Consider the following 16,676-nt stretch of genomic DNA (forward strand, 5'->3'; position numbering starts at 1 on the left):
AACCAACAAAATCCCCGGGTATTCATGATCCTTGATCTTCCTGCCGCACCCGTTAATTGCGATGCAAACAGCCAGTCGGAATGGCGCCATGCCGTCAGACGCGCGCTTCTTGGTTGGCGCGCCGGCCTTGATGCCGCAACCCATCATCATCTATCGGGCAAGATCCGCGATCACTTCACGCGCTTTCTGGCTGATCACCCCAAGGCGACGGTCGGTTTTTACTGGCCAATCCAGAACGAGATTGATGTTCGTCCGGTGATCGAAGCACATATCGCATCCGGGGGCGGTGCAGCGTTGCCAGTCGTGCCGGGCAAGGATCAACCGATGGTCTTTCATGCATGGACACCCGATACCGAAATGGTGCCAGGCTTTGCTCGTATCCCGGAACCCACGGGAACGGAGTTGGTCGCGGTTGATATTCTGCTCGCCCCCCTGGTCGGGTTTGACGGGCAGGGCTATCGACTGGGGTATGGCGGCGGGTTCTTTGACCGGACATTGGCTGCGTGTGAGCCGAAGCCGCTTGTGATCGGCATTGGGTTTGAGGCCACCCGACTTAAAGATATCCTGCCGCACCAATATGATGTGCCAGTCGATGTCCTGATCACCGATCAGGGGATGACAAAGATCGCTTAATCCTCATTCCGGCGATTGGATGTGCGATCCCGTTCATAGTGATGTTTCAGCGGAAGTTCCGGCAGCCATGCTTCACGCCGGATTGTCCAAAGCTCATAGGTCGGGATGAACTGATCGGGGGCATCAAACGCACCCAGATGAACCTCGGTCTCATCGTCGCTGCAGGAAAACACCGATGATCCGCAGTCCGGGCAAAAATGCCGCCCCTGATAATCGCGTGTTTCCCCTGCAACCGTGACAGCGCTGTTTTGAAAAACCGCAGAGGCATGAAACAGCGCGCCGTGATGCTTGCGGCAATCAAGGCAATGGCACAGCCCAACCCGATAGGGTTCGCCCTTTGTTTCGAAGCGGATCTTGCCGCACAAGCAGCCACCGGTCGCGGTTTTCATCTCAATCCCCAATCAACTTAGATAATCAGGCACTCTAAAACGAAGCGGGACAGGCGGCAATTATGCTGCTGTCTGACATGCGATGTGGCGATTTGTGAGGGAGAGGGGGATGGCAAAGTGGCTGGGGAACCTGGATTCGAACCAGGACTGACGGAGTCAGAGTCCGTAGGTCTACCGTTAACCTATTCCCCAGCAGGACTTTGCGTACGCCGGTGTTCGGCGCTGCGGAGCAGTTACCTAATGGATCAGAATGTACTTGTCAAGCTGTTGCGGGAGGCTTCAAATCACCACCAGTACCAGCAGCTTTGTTAATTTGATTTAAGTTTCGATATCAGATCGAGCACATCACCGGAAGATCCCGGGTGACTGAAATCCAGAGGGCCAACTCCGATTAGCCATCCGACTGTGTCGCAATAGTTCTGCAAGCATTCAAAGAAGGAAACGACATCTTCTGACGTGTGACGGCCTAAGCTCTCTCCGGCCAAAACACTATCCGTATCCAAATGAGATACCAGGCGGTTGCGAGCAGTTTGAACAAGAGATCTGTATCTCATGATTTCGTCGGAATACTCTTTTAGCTCCTGATTGAATAAACGATTTTTCTCAAGCTCAAGGTTTATAAAATCCAAGGTGAGGTTACTTCTTTTTCCCGTCTTTGCCGGGTCGGTTATTTTGCAAACTTGGAGAAAAATGTACTCAATCAGAATGTTGTTGAGGTCACGGAAAAACAAAGGAGCACTGTTGTGTAACAGCTGAGCAGTTTCTTGGCCGCTTTCAAATAATTGTTGAAAGGTATAATGGCATTGCTTGAGCCATATGCACTCAGGCCGGAAAGCTTCGAATTCTCTCTGCAATTCGTTCATCCCTAAAAATGCCTCTTGCAGAAAGCTCTGCCCGAGCCAGTTTTGAGGTATCTTTCAAAAGCAAAAGCCTTATCGGCATCTTCAAAGCCAAAGACGTTTACAATTTTCCAAGGCCCATAGTTCGCGGTGTGTCTGGAGCCTGAACTGTTGGGTTCATCGTTATGGCGTTTCAGGCGCGCTTCCACATCGTGGGTGCAACCTATATAGTACTTTTCTGGGAATTTAAGGCTCTGAAGAATATAGACATATTGCATGTCTTTCATGGACCGCCTCCGCATAGCTTCGGCGTGTCAGCCTTCGCCATTCATGAATGTGGGGCGACTACTTGGCTAGCCAAGCCGTAGCCTACTTTAGTAGGCGAAGGCTGGCTGGGGAACCTGGATTCGAACCAGGACTGACGGAGTCAGAGTCCGTAGGTCTACCGTTAACCTATTCCCCAACAAAACTTGGTCCACCGGGCGCGATTTGCGTCGCGGTGTGGGCCGCTATGTATAAAACCCGCCCGGTTTTGGCAACCCCTTTTTTGTTTCCATCTGTTCAACCATGCGATTACCGCATACGGGATTTGCCTTGCGGGGGATTGTCGTTACACTCATATAGTTGATTCGCAAGATCGTCACATAAATGTCTTGATGATCAGCGACAAGGAATATGAGCGCGTAACATAAGGCAGGTTTTCGAAAGGTGAAGCACGTTTCCCCCCATAGCAACTCGCACAGGGCCAGCAGCCCGGCAGGCGGCGCTGCAATGGGCGGGCATGCCGTGCTTGATGGTCCCGACAAACCGGCTATGCCGAAACCGGGCACTGCCGTGCACGCCCCTGACAGTGGCGGACAGTCTTCGCGCATTGTCGATTGCATCACAGCACCGATTTATGCCGCGATTGATCTTGGCAGTTCGAACTGCCGACTTCTGGTCGCCCGTCCCTGCAATGATGGTTTCAAGGTGATTGATGCCTTTTCACGCGTCGTGCGCCTTGGCGAAGGTGTTCGCGAAAAGGGCTATCTGTGTGAAGCAGCGATGGATCGCGCGATTGATGCGCTGCGTGTCTGTGCCAAGAAACTGCGCCGCCATCCCGGCGCAAAGCTGCGCGCGGTTGCGACAGAGGCCTGCCGCAGTGCCGATAACCGCGAAGAATTCGTGCGTCGCGTGTTTGATGAAACCGTTATCTCACTTGATATCATCAACCCGGATGAAGAAAGCCGCCTTGCCCTTCAGGCCTGTTCGGCACTTCTCGATGAACGTCCCTACGCGGTGGTGTTTGATATTGGCGGCGGCAGTACCGAGATTTGCTGGATCAAGGTCGATAAAACTGGCAAGACCCAGTGCATTGAAACGCTTTCGATGCCATGTGGTGTTCTGTGCCTGACCGAACGCTATGCCACGGTTGAGGAACGCCGCGAACGGTTTGAGGCCATGCGCACCGAAATCCGTGAGCGCCTTGAAGAATTCGCCAAGCGTAATTGCTGCTCGGACATGCTTGATGATGACAAGGTCCAGATGGTTGGTACATCGGGAACCGTCACTACATTCTGCGGCATCGCCCTTGGCCTTGAACGCTATGAACGTCACAAGGTTGATGGGTCTGACCTGCGCTTTGATGATGCGGAACGCGTCACCGAATTGTTGCTGCGCATGGGGTCGGATAAGCGCAAGGGGCATCCCTGCATCGGTAATCAGCGGGCCGAGCTGATGGACGCGGGTGCTGCGATCTTTGCCGCGATTCGCGATATCTGGCCGCTCGCGACGCTTAAGGTTGCCGACCGTGGTTTGCGTGAAGGCATTCTTGTCGATTTGATGCGTGCAGACGGCCACGCTATTGACCCGTGCGACGCGCGCCGTCATACAGTGTCCCATATTCCGGCTTCCTCCTGATCGGTTGACGTTTGTGTCCCGACAGGTTTGACCAAAACAGAATTCAGTTCAGGATAGATCATGAGCGACAATCGCAGCGGAAAAGGCGGGCAGCGCCGCCGCAAGGGTTCGGCCATTGCAGCCATTGATACCGGCGCACGCCGTGGCCTGCGCACGCGGGTGAAAAGTGCCAAGGGGCGCAAGCTTTCCTCCACGCGCTGGCTCGATCGGCAGCTCAATGATCCCTATGTGCAGGAAGCCAAACGCTTGGGTTATCGTTCCCGCGCGGCCTTCAAGCTGATTGAAATCAACAACCAGTTTGATCTGCTTAAACCCGGCATGCGCATTGTTGACCTTGGTGCGGCACCGGGCGGCTGGACGCAGGTGGCTGTGGATATGGTCGGCTCCAAACATGGCAAGGGCCAGGTTGTCGGCCTTGATATCCTTGAATGGGAAGGCATTTCGGGTGCTACCTGTTTGCAGGCCGACTTCCTTGATCCCAAGGCGCCTGACATGATCAAGCACGAATTGCAGGGACCGGTCGATGCCGTGATCTCTGACATGTCGCCGGAAACCACCGGCCATCGTCAGACTGACCATATCCGCATTATCGATCTGGTCGAACATGCGCTGCTGTTTGCCGAGGAAGTTTTGGCACCGGGCGGCATTTTCATTGCCAAGGTGTTCAAGGGCGGAACCGAGAACGAGTTGCTTGATCGCGTGAAGAAGAATTTCCGCGTGACCAAACACGCCAAACCGCCAGCGTCACGCCCGGAAAGCCCCGAGGCCTATCTGATTGCCACCGGCTTCCGTGGGCAGAATAATGCCGAAGACGACATCAAGAATGCCGAGGTTAGCGAAGACGACAGCTGGTCGCCTGTCGAATAGGCATTAGAAATTTTATCCCAGTCCATACAAAGGGCTAGGCTGGAATAGTTATAAATCTTCAGGCATTGTTGCGTTACATCAAACCCGGATCGGGCTTCAGGCTTTAAAGATCAGGGGGCAAGGTTGGGGCCTTGCAGAATGGGTGGAACGGGCCATTTGGGGTGGCCATTGCTTGTGGGATTTATCTGATGAAACAGGACAACTTAAGCCTGACAGGTGTGGAGCGTCATTTTGACGAGCACGAGATCATTGTCTCCAAGACGGATCTCAAGGGCAGGATTACATATGCCAATGACACGTTCCTGCGTGTCGCCGGATTTCGGGAACGCGATATCCTCGGCCAACCTCACAGCATCATCCGCCATCCCGACATGCCCAGATGTGTTTTCGCCCTGCTGTGGCAAACCATCGAGGCCGGGCGCGAGATTTTTGCCTATGTGATCAACCGCAGTGCCAATGGCGACCATTACTGGGTTCTGGCCAACGTCACGCCGACTTTCGGCCCGGATGGCAAGATCATCGGATATCATTCCAACCGCCGTGTGCCGCGCCGTGATGCGGTCGAAAAGGTCATCCCGCTTTATAAGGCACTTTGCGAGGAAGAAGCCAAAGAAGCCAATCGCAAGGAAGGCATGGCGCGCGGGATCAAGATGGTCACAGACCTGCTTAATGATGCCGGCATGGATTACGACCAGTTTGTCTTTAGCCTTTAGGCGCTGGTTTGGCGCGCGTCCAAAGGTCTGCATTTCCGGAAATGAAAAAGGGGCTCGCCTGACGGCAGCCCCATCGACCAGTTTCTAACGGAATGCGCAAAATAAAGCATCAATAAAATCACAGGGCTGTTATGGGCGCTCAAAACTTGGCATTTGGGGCATAACGTGTATAAATTCCGCGCCAACTCAGATTAACGAGGTGGCCAGATGACCCGCATTGCCGAAGCCCTGACGTTTGACGACGTATTGATCAAACCCGCAGCATCAGAAGTGCTGCCTGCTCAGGTGCAGACCAACACCCGCATTACCAAGAATATTGAACTCAGAATCCCGCTGCTTTCCTCGGCAATGGATACCGTTACCGAAAGCGCGATGGCGATTGTCATGGCACAGCATGGCGGCATGGGGGTCATTCACAAGAACCTCGATATCGCACAGCAGGCCGAAGAAGTTCGCCGAGTTAAAAAGTTCGAATCGGGTATGGTCGTTAACCCGATCACCATTCATCCCGATCAGACGCTGGCCGATGCGCTCGACCTGATGGATGCCAACCACATTTCCGGTATTCCGGTTGTTGAACGCGGGTCGAACAAGCTGGTCGGTATTCTGACCAACCGTGACGTCCGTTTTGCTTCCAACCGTGCACAGCCGGTTTCCGAACTGATGACCCACGAAGGTCTGGTCACGGTGACCGAGAATGTGAATACCGACGAAGCCAAAAAGCTTCTCCACCAACACCGCATTGAAAAGCTGCTTGTCGTTGACGAAGCTTATCGTTGCACCGGCCTGATCACGGTCAAGGACATCGAAAAAGCCAAGCTGCACCCCAATGCCTGTAAGGACGAAAGTGGTCGTCTGCGCGTTGCGGCGGCAACGGGTGTTGGTGAAGCCGGTTTCGAACGTGCTGCCGCCCTTGTCGAAGCCGGCGTGGATGTTCTCGTCATTGATACCGCACACGGCCACTCGGCTGGCGTGATCAAGGCGGTCGAGCAGATCAAGGCACAGGTTGGCGATACCCAGATCATCGCCGGTAACGTAGCAACCGCCGAAGCCGTCAAGGCATTGGCAGAAGCCGGTGCCGATGCGGTTAAGGTTGGTATCGGCCCGGGCTCGATCTGTACGACCCGTATTGTTGCCGGTGTTGGTGTGCCGCAGCTGACCGCTGTTCTTGAATGTGGTGAAATGGCCCACAAGCTTGGTGTGCCGATCATTGCCGATGGCGGGATCAAGTTTTCTGGCGATATCGCCAAGGCGATGGCAGCGGGCGCAAGCACCTGCATGGTCGGATCGCTTCTGGCTGGTACGGACGAAGCCCCCGGTGAAGTCATCCTGTATCAGGGCCGTTCCTATAAGTCCTATCGTGGTATGGGTTCGGTCGGTGCGATGGCACGTGGCTCGGCAGACCGTTATTTCCAGCAGGACGTTCAGGATAACCTGAAACTGGTCCCCGAAGGCATCGAAGGCCGCGTTCCTTACAAAGGCCCGGCTGGTCAGATCATTCACCAGCTGGTTGGCGGTCTTAAGGCATCGATGGGCTATACCGGTTCGGCAACCCTTGCGGACTTCCGCGAACGTGCAGAGTTCGTACGTATCACCAATGCGGGCCTGCGCGAGAGCCACGCCCATGACGTGACCATCACCCGTGAAGCACCGAACTACCGTCCGGGCGGCTGATTGGGTTTTGCGCCTGCTGATTGGCGGACCTGCCTTGCGTTTGACGCTGTTGGCGAATGGTCCCTGCCATGATATGAGGCGCATTCAAATTTCGATGACGGCAGGTCTTCCTGCCGTCATTAGGACCAATGCTCCCCAATCTGGTTGTAATGGTCGCTCAGGTTTGCCCCAGATACGCGAAGCTAAACTGCAGGAAGATCAGTATCTTTCAAAGTTTTGCGACAAAGTAGATGGCGCAAACCTGAGCGATCCAGAGGACAGCTGTTATAGATAAGAACTCCCGCGTCAAACTCCTCGTCCGGGATGCCGACCCGAACTTCGGAATTTTCCTTGTATTTCTTATCTATAACAGCTGCCATTGCAACCAGATTAGGGAGTATTGGTCCTACATTTTTATCGTAAGGTGTTGGCGCGCTTCCCATATGCGAAGCAGTTCTTCACCCGCAAACAGGTTGGATTTTTCGCTTTGAAACCCGGTGCCCGCATAGCAGCCGTTATCGAACTTTACGATGGCTGGACCCATAACCGAGATGACGCTGACCGCGTTGTGTCAGGCTATTTCGGATCACGCCGGTATATCGGCGGCGGGGATCGTCGTGAAATCAGCGAACGGTTCTATAACCTGATCCGTCATCAAGCCCGTCTGGGCTGGTGGCTGGCGGAATGCGACTATCAGTTCCAGGACGGTCGTGCGCGCATGATTGCCGATCTGGTTCTGCATGACGGCATGGACCGCGACGCCATCGAAGGCCTGTTTAACGGTGATCAGTTCTGCCCCGATGAACTGCGCCCGAATGAAAAGCATCTCGCCAACAAGCTTGCTGGCAACAGCCTTGATCATGATGCCCAGCCCGGTGCGGTCAAGACCGAACTGCCGAAATGGCTCTATGCGGAGCTGCTTAAGCTCCATCATGAAAATCTACCGGCCGAAATGGCGGCCTATAACCAGCCGGCTAAACTGGATCTGCGCGTCAACCGCCTGCGTGGCACGGTTGAAGACGCCATCAAGTCGCTGAAGGCCGATGGCATCAAGGATATCGAACGCACGCCGTATGCACCCAATGGTCTGCGCCTGCCGCTTGGCCTCAATATGCTGGTAACGGCGGCATACAAAGACGGCCTGATCGAAATTCAGGACGAGGCATCGCAGATTTGCGTCAACCTCGTCGGTGCGAAGCCCGGCATGACGGTTTTGGATATGTGTGCGGGCGGTGGCGGCAAGACGCTTGGCATGGCGGCAGACATGCGCGGCAAGGGCCGTATTCTTGCCTGTGATACCCATGGCGGTCGTCTGGACAATGCGCGTAAACGTGCACGTCGTGCCGGTGCAGGCGATTGCATTCAGCAGCGCATCATTGCTGATGAACGCGACAGCTGGTTGCGCAACAAGTCGGGTTTCTTTGACCGGGTACTGCTTGATGTGCCGTGCTCTGGTCTTGGGACGCTGCGTCGTAACCCGGCACTGCGCTGGCGTATTGGTCAGCGTGATCTGCGTGGCTTGATGGCGGAGCAAAGCAAGATTCTTAAGGCCGGTGCGGCCAAGGTGACCAAGGGCGGGCGTCTGATTTATGCCACCTGTTCGATCATGCCGGAAGAAAACGAACGTCTGATCGAAACCTTCATGCGTGATCGCAAGGATTTCAAACCTGTGCCGATCAATGAAATCTGGCCGGATGCGCCGAAATCGGTGCCGGTGCCGGGTGGTAAGGACAAGCCTTGGCTGCGTCTGTCGCCGAATGTCCATGGCACGGATGGCTTCTTTGTCGCGGTTTTCGAACGCACCGCAAAAGGCAAGGTAAAGTAATGGCACTGGCGCGCATGGCATATGGAACCCAAGCCAAGCCTGACGCAGCCCTTGTTCTGCCTGCATACAAAAAGGCCCTGCGAGCATCACTCGCAGGGCCGATTTTGTTTAACCCTGAACGCGTGAGCGCGTTACTCGGTGGTCTGTACCGGTTCATCAAAGATGGTGCCAGTACCTGTCGCGTTGCCATCGCCCTTGGACGCGTCGCCGTTCTCAAGGTTTTTCATGCCCGGAACGATTTCCTCGACACTATCGGGGATCAGGCTTTTGGCATTTTCGTTCGGCGCGGTTTCTTCGCTGCCGATGACTGGCAGGGTAGTGCCGCCGTCTTTCTGGGTCATGGCGATGGCGGTTGCCGTGCCCGCAATCAGGATAAGACCCGCAACGGCCATGGCGATTTTGCTTCCGGTAGAACTGCTCATGATAATGTGTCCCTTGCTTTGATCAATCGTGTGGTGCTCGTGCTTGGACGTGGTGTTTCCCGCGTTCCGTTAGGGTGGATACTGCGCGGCCATTGCGCAGAAAAAAGGGACCAATTGTGGGATTTTCGGGGAGGCTTGCGCGCAAAACCGCCGCAATTGCATACCCCGTCCGATAAGACCGGGAAAAGTTTTTTGAATGCATCGTTGGGGGACCGCCTGCGCCGGGTTGCCCATCACGATGGTTTGGCGTATGTACGGCGCAACCCAATCTTCGACGGAGATACGGCCCGATGACTGATCGCGTGCTGATTATTGATTTTGGATCCCAGGTCACCCAGCTGATTGCACGTCGCGTGCGCGAAAGCGGTGTCTATAGCGAGATCCATCCTTTTAACAACATCTCGGACGCGTTCCTGGATGAATATGCCCCCAAGGCGGTCATCCTTTCTGGTGGTCCGGCATCGGTCCATTGGGACAAGGCGCCTTCTGCGCCGGCAAAGGTGTTTGAGCTGGGCATCCCGGTTCTGGGCATCTGCTATGGTCAGCAGACCATGGTCAATCAGTTGGGCGGTAAGGTTGCGACCTCTGACCATCGTGAATTTGGTCGTGCCTTTGTCGATGTGATCGAGGATTGCGATCTTTTCAAAGGGGTCTGGGCAGAAGGCGCACGCGAACAGGTCTGGATGAGCCACGGCGACCGCGTTGACGCCCTGCCTGATGGCTTCCGCGTTGTCGGTAAATCCGAAGGCGCACCGTTTGCCGCCATCGCCAATGACGAGAAGAAATTCTATGCCGTGCAGTTCCACCCGGAAGTGGTTCACACCCCGCATGGTGCGCAGCTTCTGAGGAACTTCACCCACGGTGTTGCCGGGTGCTCCGGCGACTGGACGATGCATGCCTATAAGGATGATGCCATCGACAAGATCCGCAAGCAGGTCGGCGATGGCAAGGTCATCTGCGGTCTGTCGGGTGGTGTTGATAGCTCCGTTACAGCGGTTCTGATCCACGAAGCGATTGGCGATCAGCTGACTTGCGTGTTTGTTGATCATGGTTTCATGCGCTCGGGCGAGGCCGATCAGGTCGTCACCCTGTTCCGTGATCACTACAACATTCCGTTGGTGCATGTGGATGCCTCGGAAACCTTCATCGGTGCCATCGAAGGTGAAACCGATCCGGAAGTAAAACGCAAAACCATTGGCCGTCTCTTCATCGAAGTGTTCGAAGAAGAAGCCAAGAAAATCGGTGGTGCGGACTTCCTGGCACAAGGCACGCTCTATCCCGACGTGATCGAAAGTGTGTCCTTTACCGGTGGCCCGTCGGTTACTATCAAGTCGCACCATAACGTCGGCGGTCTTCCGGAACGCATGAACATGAAGCTGGTCGAACCGCTTCGTGAACTGTTCAAGGATGAAGTCCGTGACCTTGGTCGTGAACTTGGCCTGCCTGACAGCTTTGTTGGCCGTCACCCGTTCCCCGGACCGGGCCTTGCCATCCGCATTCCCGGCCAGCCGATCACGCGCGAGAAGCTTGATGTGCTCCGCAAGGCAGATGCAATCTATCTCGAAGAAATCCGCAATGCCGGTCTGTATGACGCCATCTGGCAGGCTTTCGCCGTTCTGCTACCGGTCCGTACCGTCGGCGTTATGGGCGATGGCCGCACATACGATTACGCCTGTGCATTGCGCGCGGTAACCTCGACCGACGGCATGACTGCGGACTTCTACCCTTTCCCGCCAGAACTGCTCGGCCGCATCGCCAACCGCATCATCAATGAAGTTAACGGCATCAACCGTGTGACCTACGACTTCACCTCGAAGCCCCCAGGGACGATTGAGTGGGAATAATTCAATCGCAGCAACTTCTTCTGTTTGGTGCGTGAATTCAACACGCATTGCTTGATCTTGTGTGAAAAACCTCAGGTCAATCGTTTCGAAAACCACGTAGTTCAGATGTTTGCTAGCGCTGCTCCAAACCCATCTCGATAGATAACCTAAAGTTGGTGTTCGCTATATACGATTTGATTGAAGAATCAGAACGTAATATTGGAAAGTTAATTATTACAGCATTGGCCCAATCAGTTGGGTTGGAGCATTGATGAATGCTCTGCTAAATGAGGGGGATGTGTCGTCTGCAAGATCAGAGTTGTGTTAGATGCTGTCAATGGGAAGAAGAAGGTGGCTCTAGGTGACGTTCCTTATGTCTCGATAGCTATTTTCCGTAGTTTGCATCAATGGCATTAAGTCTTAAGTTTTGTCCTAAGCGACTGATTTTTGGAATATGATTATGACCCGAATCATCCTTCCTTCTAATAGCACACGTAACTGTAGACATTATACGTTGGGTGTTGTGTCATCAAACTACGCTTTAACAGTATTGTCGCGGAGGAGATTTGATGTCTGAAGTTCGTCCAACATACGATGATGAAATCGACTTATTTGAGATTCTCGAAACGTTATGGGGAGGCAAGTGGTTCATCGTTACCTTTGTTATTTTGGTAACTTTTGTAGGGTTTGTATATTCGCAAGTTGCCCAGCCAAAGTATGAAGTTTCTGTTCCTTATGCATTTAATGTCTATTCGGTTAGTACTCAACAAATATGCGATGAGAGTAATCAGGTCGTTGAATGTATTGAAAGTGAACAAAGTAAGCGATTGATATCGCTACTTGAGGGGGGGTGGAATGATTCGAAAAAAAGTTCCTCCTTATCGTTGATAACAATAAACCCATTGGATGTAGATGGGTACAAAGCAGATTTTGTACGTATCAATGAATTGCTGACAAAAGAAGTTTATGCTGAAGCCTCGACTGAACTTGCTTTGATTCAAAATGAACTCACTGATGCCTTGCTGAGCACGGAACGAGTGGCTGACAATATGCTGAATGCGAAAAGGATTATTCGGTCCATAGATAATGGGCAAATGGTTCTCTCTTTTGGTTCTATTTCTGTTTCGCAGACATCTCCTAAAGTCCCGTTGATACTTGCAATGTCGATTGTGCTAGGTGGGATGATTAGTGCCCTCTTTGTTCTTGTTCGTAAGGCTATGCTCAAGCGTAAGGAGCGGTCAGCATAAGTATAAGGACAACTTCCGATCTCCTGTTTAGCAGCGCGAATTGGATAGTTGGAAGTTTTTTAGAAAGTGAAAGATAATGCAATTCAAATCAATGCCCTATGCCATGTCTATTGTTGAGTGGTAACAAGTTTGCTGTTTAGGGTGTTTGTTGCCTGTGGTTGTCGTTCTATGCTGTAAAACCTCCATTAACATCCATAACGGTTCCGGTGATAAATCCGGCGCCAGGTCCCGCAAGAAACAGGATCGCTGCTGTAACCTCATCTAGCGTTGCAAAACGTGGGATTGCGTGGCTGTCCATAATGATAGGGGGAAGGTTGTCCTTTGATCCGGATGCCATGTCCGTATCCATGATCCCTGCCTGAACAACGTTGACCGTGATATTCCGCCGGCCGAGGTCACGCGAGGCCCCTTTGGAATAGGCGACGACTGCCGCTTTGGTTGCTGCGTAGTCCGTTGTTCCCGGAAATGCGACACGCGTACCCAGGCCGGAGCCTACTGATATGATACGGCCTCCATCGGGCATAAGCTTGGCGGCTGCACGAATATTGGCAATGACACCAAGTGTGTTGATGGACCACTGGCGGTCCATTGCTGCGTTGTCGATCTCGGGATCGTCAATGGTTTTTCCCTGCCACGCGACGGCGGCATTGTTGATCAGGATGTCAAGTTTGCCAAAATTGTCGACCACTTGGTGTATCAATGGTTCGGACGCTGAAGGATCCCCTTGATCCCCTTTGAATGCATAAGCACGCGCGCCCTTGGACCTGATGCCTTCGACTACGGCTTCTGCCTTCTTGTCAGAACTCGCGTAACTGATTGCTAAGTCGGCGCCTGCGTCAGCCAATACGGCTGCGGTTGTCGCGCCAAGCCCGCGCGACCCGCCGGTAACGAGGACTGATTTACCGGAAAGAGGTTTGGTCATGGGAGGCTCCTTAATGTTGTCTTATGTCGTTCAATGACTGCGTGGAGCGCAGTCACGTCGGTGCAAGATTGCAAAGCTGCTTGTATGGGGGCTGGCTGGCTAAAGGTGCGTGAGCAATTAATCCCCTTTTACCGGTGCCAGAAGCTCTAGGGCGCTCAGGGCCCCACCGAGTTCCATTTGACGGCCTGCAGTTGCCAGCGATCCAAGCATCACGGGTTGGAGGTCGAGTTCCGAGATCAATGAAGCGACTGTTGAAATCACTGATTCATTGTCTCCGGCAACAAAGAGGACACGGCGCATCTTGGGCGGAGTAGGGGCGAACATGGTGTTAAAAGGCAGCGTGTTAAACGCTTTTACGACGCGCGCATGCGGGGCAAGTTCGGCGATGGTCTCGCTTCCAGACCCGCCTTTCAGATCGTCGATTGTCGCGTTGGGCGGGTAAGTCAGAAATATGTTCGTTGTGTCGACGAGAATTCGGCCCTGTTGAGGCGTTTCGGTTTCAAGAAGGTCTTTCACTCCTGTCCAAGGGATGGATAGGAAAACCACGTCGCATCCCATGGCGTCGGAAGTTTCGGAGGGGGTAATTGAGGCGATAGAACCTTCAATGCTCCTTGCGACCGCTTCTGTTCCTCGGCTGTTTGCAAGAAGAACCTGATATCCCAGCTCGGCAAACTTTGTAGCAAGTGTCTTTCCGACCATGCCGGTACCGATCACTCCTATCTTCATTGGTCATCTCCTTGATACGGGATGTCTATTTCCGAATGGACCACAGAGTTCATTTTGGCCTACATGCGGACTTAATGGGCGTTCAGGCACTTGATTTTGCGTCGATCAGCAGGATGATTTTAATTTAATACCGATCGGTACTATATCGATCGGTATCTTATGTGGACATCGGGAGTCAAGTTTTTTATACTGATCGGTATCAAAAGGAGAGTTGATGGGACGACATCGTGAATTTGACGCCGAGCAGGTGCTTGACGCCGCTTTGAACGTATTTTGGAAAAAGGGTTACGAAGGCACGTCCCTTGACGACCTTACACGGGAGACAGGCGTCGCGCGTCCGGGGCTTTATTCTGTGTTTGGCAACAAGGAGGCGCTTTTTCTTAAGGCGCTCGACAGCTACGAAGCCAAATATATGACATTCATGCAGGCTGCTTTGAACGAACCGACGTCATACGCTGTAGTCGCAGCCATCCTGAAGGGATCCTTTGATCTCCAGACCAGAAATGATGTCGCACGCGGTTGCTTGGGCGTGAATGGGGCATTGGCGTGCTCAGACAGCGCGGAGCCTATTCGTCTCGAACTGGTACGTCGGCGGAATGCAAGCGAACAGGCGCTATGTGATCGTCTGGAGCGTGCCCGTCAAGAAGGTGACCTTTCGGAGGCAGCAGACCCTGCGGTTTTGGCAAAGTATGTCATGACAGTAAGTCAAGGCATGGCGGTCCAGGCAAAAGCCGGCGCGACCAAAGAACATCTGGAGGCGGTCATTAAGCACGTGCTTGCGACATGGCCTGCTGCACGGAACAAATAAAAACAAACACCAGAACCGGCTGGTGAATTGTCTGTGGTTCATGATGTGAGAGTAGTGCGGGTTATCTCAAGGCCCATCTGATCCGCAATCCCCCGTCGCGTTACATGCGTTTGACACTGCCTGCTGCACACTGCGCTGCCAGTTGAAGGTCAGGCAGGATGACAGGGACAGGACTGCGGCGAACGTCGTGATCAGGCGAAGGGAGCGCATGGCTAGTGCCTTTACTTTGCCCGAAGGGCCGGTAGGCCAACGCCGGTTGTTTCAAACCCGCCGTCGGCTGCTACGATCTGCCCGGTGACGAAGCTTGCCTTTTCCGAGCACAGAAAGTGGATGACTTCGGCGATTTCATTTTCAGTGCCGTAACGTCCCAGCGGCATGGCATCGAGATAGGCTGAGATGATTTCAGGCGAGTGGACGGCCATCGCCAGTTTGGTTTTGACCGGGCCGGGGCAAACGCAGTTGGCGCGGATACCATATTCGCCAAGTTCGGCGGCCTGTTGCTTGGTCATGTGAATGACCGCTGCCTTTGATGTGCCGTAGGCCACGCGCAGTGTCGATGCCCGAAGGCCGGAGATCGAGCCGATATTGACAATGGCACCTTTGGTTTCCTTGAGTGCCGGTATCGTTGCCTGCGAGACAAGGAACACGCCATCAAGGTTGGTTTCCATGATCCGGCGCCAGGTGGCGAAGCTGGTTTCCTCGACAGGCAGGAAGTCGGCAACGCCGGCGTTGTTCACGACCGCGTCAAGCCGCCCAAAGGCCGAAAGGACCGCATCGACCATCTGATCAACCTGTTTGGGTATCGAGACATCATATTCAAAGGCCGAAGCCGCATCCGAAACGGTTTTTGACGCAGCGTCGAGTTCCGGTCTGTCGCGATCAATCATGGCGACTTTCCAGCCCTGATCGATAAACAGTTTGGTGGTGGCAAGGCCAATTCCGCGTGCGGCACCCGTGACCAATGCGACTTTCTGCGTCATTTAATGACTTCCTTTCCTGAAGAGTTTTCCCTGTTGGTGCGGGCTTGTGCCCGCTGATGTTGCGCGTGTTTGTCATCGCACCTGTTGTTGATCTTCATATAGGCAAATCAGATTGCAAGCGGCAAGGACTCTATGGTCGATGCCGTCGGGGCAGAGCGCTTCATATGGGATTTGGGTCATGCTTCTTTGCTGCCACGTCAAAAACGTTAATTGGCAATTAGGGCCTGGTTCCCAGCAAAACCGGCATATGGAGGGGCGAAATCAATCGTCTATGAAAAAATGTGGAAAATTTTCATAGACGAAGTGTGAAAAATACGTCACAAATTTCATGAAGCTTGAGGTCAAGTTGCAAACTCCTTTGTGAGAAAAACCATGTCGAACGCCGTCAAACTAGGCCAGGACATTCGCGCGCTGCGGAAAGCCCGGAAGATGACCCTTGAAAAGATGTCACAGCAGTTGGGGCGATCTGTGGGTTGGTTGTCTCAGATTGAGCGTGGCCTTTCTGTGCCAACAATGGAGGATTTGCGCGAGATCGCCTCGCTGTTTGATGTGCCATTGTCACTATTCTTTGGGACCACAGAAGCACCTGAAAATGAGCAGGGTCGTGTTGTGCGCGCTGCCGCACGGCGTCAGATCGGGGCGTATGACAGTGGTTTGGTCGAAACCCTTATTTCGCCCGATTTGACCGACGACTTTGAAGTGATCCATTCGACGTTCAAGCCTGGGGCAGAGATCGCCGAAATCACCAAACGTCCAACCACTGAAGTTGTCTATCTGATCTCCGGTACGCTCGATCTTTGGATTGAGGATGAGAAGTACACGATTTCCGCAGGCGATAGTTTCCGCATTCGTGGTGACAGCTATCGCTGGGCCAATCCCTATGACATCCCGGCCGTTGCGCTGTGGGTTATTTCTCCCCCTGTGTATTGA

General features: G+C 53.6%; 18 protein-coding genes and 2 tRNA genes. 10 read left to right on the plus strand and 10 right to left on the minus strand.

Annotation, left to right across the window (positions count from 1 at the left end; all coding sequences use genetic code 11):
• Positions 1–24 precede the first annotated feature (24 nt).
• Positions 25–633 (plus strand): 5-formyltetrahydrofolate cyclo-ligase, encoded by a 609-nt coding sequence (locus UF64_RS09290; RefSeq protein WP_044828349.1) that lies wholly within the window; start codon positions 25–27, stop codon positions 631–633.
• Here UF64_RS09290 and UF64_RS09295 read toward each other — a convergent pair.
• The 5 genes from UF64_RS09295 to UF64_RS09315 all read right to left on the minus strand — a co-directional run bounded on the left by UF64_RS09295 (position 630) and on the right by UF64_RS09315 (position 2,324).
• Complete coding sequence (locus tag UF64_RS09295; RefSeq protein WP_044828350.1) at positions 630–1,022, minus strand: GFA family protein; 393 nt, start codon at positions 1,020–1,022, stop codon at positions 630–632. The genes UF64_RS09290 and UF64_RS09295 overlap by 4 nt on opposite strands.
• Before the next feature lie 118 nt (positions 1,023–1,140).
• Positions 1,141–1,214 (minus strand) — tRNA-Gln (locus UF64_RS09300).
• A gap of 116 nt (positions 1,215–1,330) precedes the next feature.
• Positions 1,331–1,885, minus strand: coding sequence for a hypothetical protein (locus tag UF64_RS09305; RefSeq protein ID WP_044828351.1), 555 nt, complete (start codon positions 1,883–1,885; stop codon positions 1,331–1,333).
• A gap of 2 nt (positions 1,886–1,887) precedes the next feature.
• A complete protein-coding gene (locus UF64_RS09310; RefSeq protein ID WP_200892662.1) occupies positions 1,888–2,148 on the minus strand; it encodes a GIY-YIG nuclease family protein in 261 nt (86 codons plus the stop codon).
• A 102-nt stretch (positions 2,149–2,250) separates the two neighbouring features.
• Positions 2,251–2,324 (minus strand) — tRNA-Gln (locus UF64_RS09315).
• A 245-nt stretch (positions 2,325–2,569) separates the two neighbouring features.
• On the opposite strand from UF64_RS09315, the gene UF64_RS09320 reads away from it, so the two are divergent.
• The 5 genes from UF64_RS09320 (at position 2,570) to UF64_RS09340 (ending at position 8,818) form a co-directional block, all read left to right on the plus strand.
• Positions 2,570–3,760: a Ppx/GppA phosphatase family protein gene (locus UF64_RS09320; RefSeq protein ID WP_235285016.1), complete on the plus strand. Its 1,191-nt coding sequence runs from the start codon at positions 2,570–2,572 to the stop codon at positions 3,758–3,760.
• Positions 3,761–3,820: 60 nt separating this feature from the next.
• Complete coding sequence (locus UF64_RS09325; RefSeq protein ID WP_044828352.1) at positions 3,821–4,627, plus strand: RlmE family RNA methyltransferase; 807 nt, start codon at positions 3,821–3,823, stop codon at positions 4,625–4,627.
• A 188-nt stretch (positions 4,628–4,815) separates the two neighbouring features.
• Positions 4,816–5,340 carry a PAS domain-containing protein gene (locus UF64_RS09330; RefSeq protein WP_044828924.1) on the plus strand — a complete coding sequence of 175 codons (525 nt, stop codon included), beginning with the start codon at positions 4,816–4,818 and terminating at the stop codon, positions 5,338–5,340.
• A gap of 207 nt (positions 5,341–5,547) precedes the next feature.
• Complete coding sequence (guaB, locus tag UF64_RS09335; RefSeq protein ID WP_044828353.1) at positions 5,548–7,014, plus strand: IMP dehydrogenase; 1,467 nt, start codon at positions 5,548–5,550, stop codon at positions 7,012–7,014.
• A 466-nt stretch (positions 7,015–7,480) separates the two neighbouring features.
• Complete coding sequence (locus tag UF64_RS09340; RefSeq protein WP_044828925.1) at positions 7,481–8,818, plus strand: RsmB/NOP family class I SAM-dependent RNA methyltransferase; 1,338 nt, start codon at positions 7,481–7,483, stop codon at positions 8,816–8,818.
• Between the two features lie 131 nt (positions 8,819–8,949).
• On the opposite strand, the gene UF64_RS09345 is transcribed toward UF64_RS09340, so the two are convergent.
• A complete protein-coding gene (locus tag UF64_RS09345; protein WP_152630652.1) occupies positions 8,950–9,240 on the minus strand; it encodes a hypothetical protein in 291 nt (96 codons plus the stop codon).
• A 290-nt stretch (positions 9,241–9,530) separates the two neighbouring features.
• Here UF64_RS09345 and guaA point away from each other — a divergent pair, with 290 nt between their 5' ends.
• Complete coding sequence (gene guaA, locus UF64_RS09350; RefSeq protein ID WP_044828355.1) at positions 9,531–11,084, plus strand: glutamine-hydrolyzing GMP synthase; 1,554 nt, start codon at positions 9,531–9,533, stop codon at positions 11,082–11,084.
• Positions 11,085–11,632: 548 nt separating this feature from the next.
• Positions 11,633–12,310 (plus strand): Wzz/FepE/Etk N-terminal domain-containing protein, encoded by a 678-nt coding sequence (locus UF64_RS09355; protein ID WP_044828356.1) that lies wholly within the window; start codon positions 11,633–11,635, stop codon positions 12,308–12,310.
• Positions 12,311–12,476: 166 nt separating this feature from the next.
• Here the strand turns inward: UF64_RS09355 and UF64_RS09360 are convergent, their stop codons facing one another.
• Positions 12,477–13,232: an SDR family NAD(P)-dependent oxidoreductase gene (locus UF64_RS09360; RefSeq protein WP_044828357.1), complete on the minus strand. Its 756-nt coding sequence runs from the start codon at positions 13,230–13,232 to the stop codon at positions 12,477–12,479.
• Positions 13,233–13,349: 117 nt separating this feature from the next.
• Positions 13,350–13,958, minus strand: coding sequence for an NADPH-dependent F420 reductase (locus UF64_RS09365; RefSeq protein ID WP_044828358.1), 609 nt, complete (start codon positions 13,956–13,958; stop codon positions 13,350–13,352).
• 214 nt (positions 13,959–14,172) lie between these two features.
• On the opposite strand from UF64_RS09365, the gene UF64_RS09370 reads away from it, so the two are divergent.
• Complete coding sequence (locus UF64_RS09370; RefSeq protein ID WP_044828359.1) at positions 14,173–14,766, plus strand: TetR/AcrR family transcriptional regulator; 594 nt, start codon at positions 14,173–14,175, stop codon at positions 14,764–14,766.
• A 66-nt stretch (positions 14,767–14,832) separates the two neighbouring features.
• On the opposite strand, the gene UF64_RS20525 is transcribed toward UF64_RS09370, so the two are convergent.
• Together UF64_RS20525 and UF64_RS09375 are read right to left on the minus strand one after the other, a co-directional pair.
• Positions 14,833–14,976: a hypothetical protein gene (locus UF64_RS20525; protein WP_161794611.1), complete on the minus strand. Its 144-nt coding sequence runs from the start codon at positions 14,974–14,976 to the stop codon at positions 14,833–14,835.
• An 11-nt stretch (positions 14,977–14,987) separates the two neighbouring features.
• Positions 14,988–15,746, minus strand: a complete 759-nt coding sequence (locus tag UF64_RS09375; RefSeq protein ID WP_044828360.1) for an SDR family NAD(P)-dependent oxidoreductase — start codon at positions 15,744–15,746, stop codon at positions 14,988–14,990.
• A 372-nt stretch (positions 15,747–16,118) separates the two neighbouring features.
• Between UF64_RS09375 and UF64_RS09380 the strand changes: the two genes are divergently transcribed.
• Complete coding sequence (locus tag UF64_RS09380) at positions 16,119–16,676, plus strand: helix-turn-helix domain-containing protein (RefSeq protein ID WP_044828361.1); 558 nt, start codon at positions 16,119–16,121, stop codon at positions 16,674–16,676.

Origin of the sequence: Thalassospira sp. HJ (assembly GCF_000948415.1) — a bacterium.
GTDB lineage: Bacteria > Pseudomonadota > Alphaproteobacteria > Rhodospirillales > Thalassospiraceae > Thalassospira.

Coding starts and splice junctions, on each gene's coding strand:
- UF64_RS09290 (WP_044828349.1), top strand. CDS start 25: ATGATCCTTGATCTTCCTGCCGCACCCGTTAATTGCGATGCAAACAGC.
- UF64_RS09295 (WP_044828350.1), bottom strand. CDS start 1,022: ATGAAAACCGCGACCGGTGGCTGCTTGTGCGGCAAGATCCGCTTCGAA.
- UF64_RS09305 (WP_044828351.1), bottom strand. CDS start 1,885: ATGAACGAATTGCAGAGAGAATTCGAAGCTTTCCGGCCTGAGTGCATA.
- UF64_RS09310 (WP_200892662.1), bottom strand. CDS start 2,148: ATGAAAGACATGCAATATGTCTATATTCTTCAGAGCCTTAAATTCCCA.
- UF64_RS09325 (WP_044828352.1), top strand. CDS start 3,821: ATGAGCGACAATCGCAGCGGAAAAGGCGGGCAGCGCCGCCGCAAGGGT.
- UF64_RS09330 (WP_044828924.1), top strand. CDS start 4,816: ATGAAACAGGACAACTTAAGCCTGACAGGTGTGGAGCGTCATTTTGAC.
- guaB (WP_044828353.1), top strand. CDS start 5,548: ATGACCCGCATTGCCGAAGCCCTGACGTTTGACGACGTATTGATCAAA.
- UF64_RS09345 (WP_152630652.1), bottom strand. CDS start 9,240: ATGAGCAGTTCTACCGGAAGCAAAATCGCCATGGCCGTTGCGGGTCTT.
- guaA (WP_044828355.1), top strand. CDS start 9,531: ATGACTGATCGCGTGCTGATTATTGATTTTGGATCCCAGGTCACCCAG.
- UF64_RS09355 (WP_044828356.1), top strand. CDS start 11,633: ATGTCTGAAGTTCGTCCAACATACGATGATGAAATCGACTTATTTGAG.
- UF64_RS09360 (WP_044828357.1), bottom strand. CDS start 13,232: ATGACCAAACCTCTTTCCGGTAAATCAGTCCTCGTTACCGGCGGGTCG.
- UF64_RS09365 (WP_044828358.1), bottom strand. CDS start 13,958: ATGAAGATAGGAGTGATCGGTACCGGCATGGTCGGAAAGACACTTGCT.
- UF64_RS09370 (WP_044828359.1), top strand. CDS start 14,173: ATGGGACGACATCGTGAATTTGACGCCGAGCAGGTGCTTGACGCCGCT.
- UF64_RS20525 (WP_161794611.1), bottom strand. CDS start 14,976: ATGCGCTCCCTTCGCCTGATCACGACGTTCGCCGCAGTCCTGTCCCTG.
- UF64_RS09375 (WP_044828360.1), bottom strand. CDS start 15,746: ATGACGCAGAAAGTCGCATTGGTCACGGGTGCCGCACGCGGAATTGGC.
- UF64_RS09380 (WP_044828361.1), top strand. CDS start 16,119: ATGTCGAACGCCGTCAAACTAGGCCAGGACATTCGCGCGCTGCGGAAA.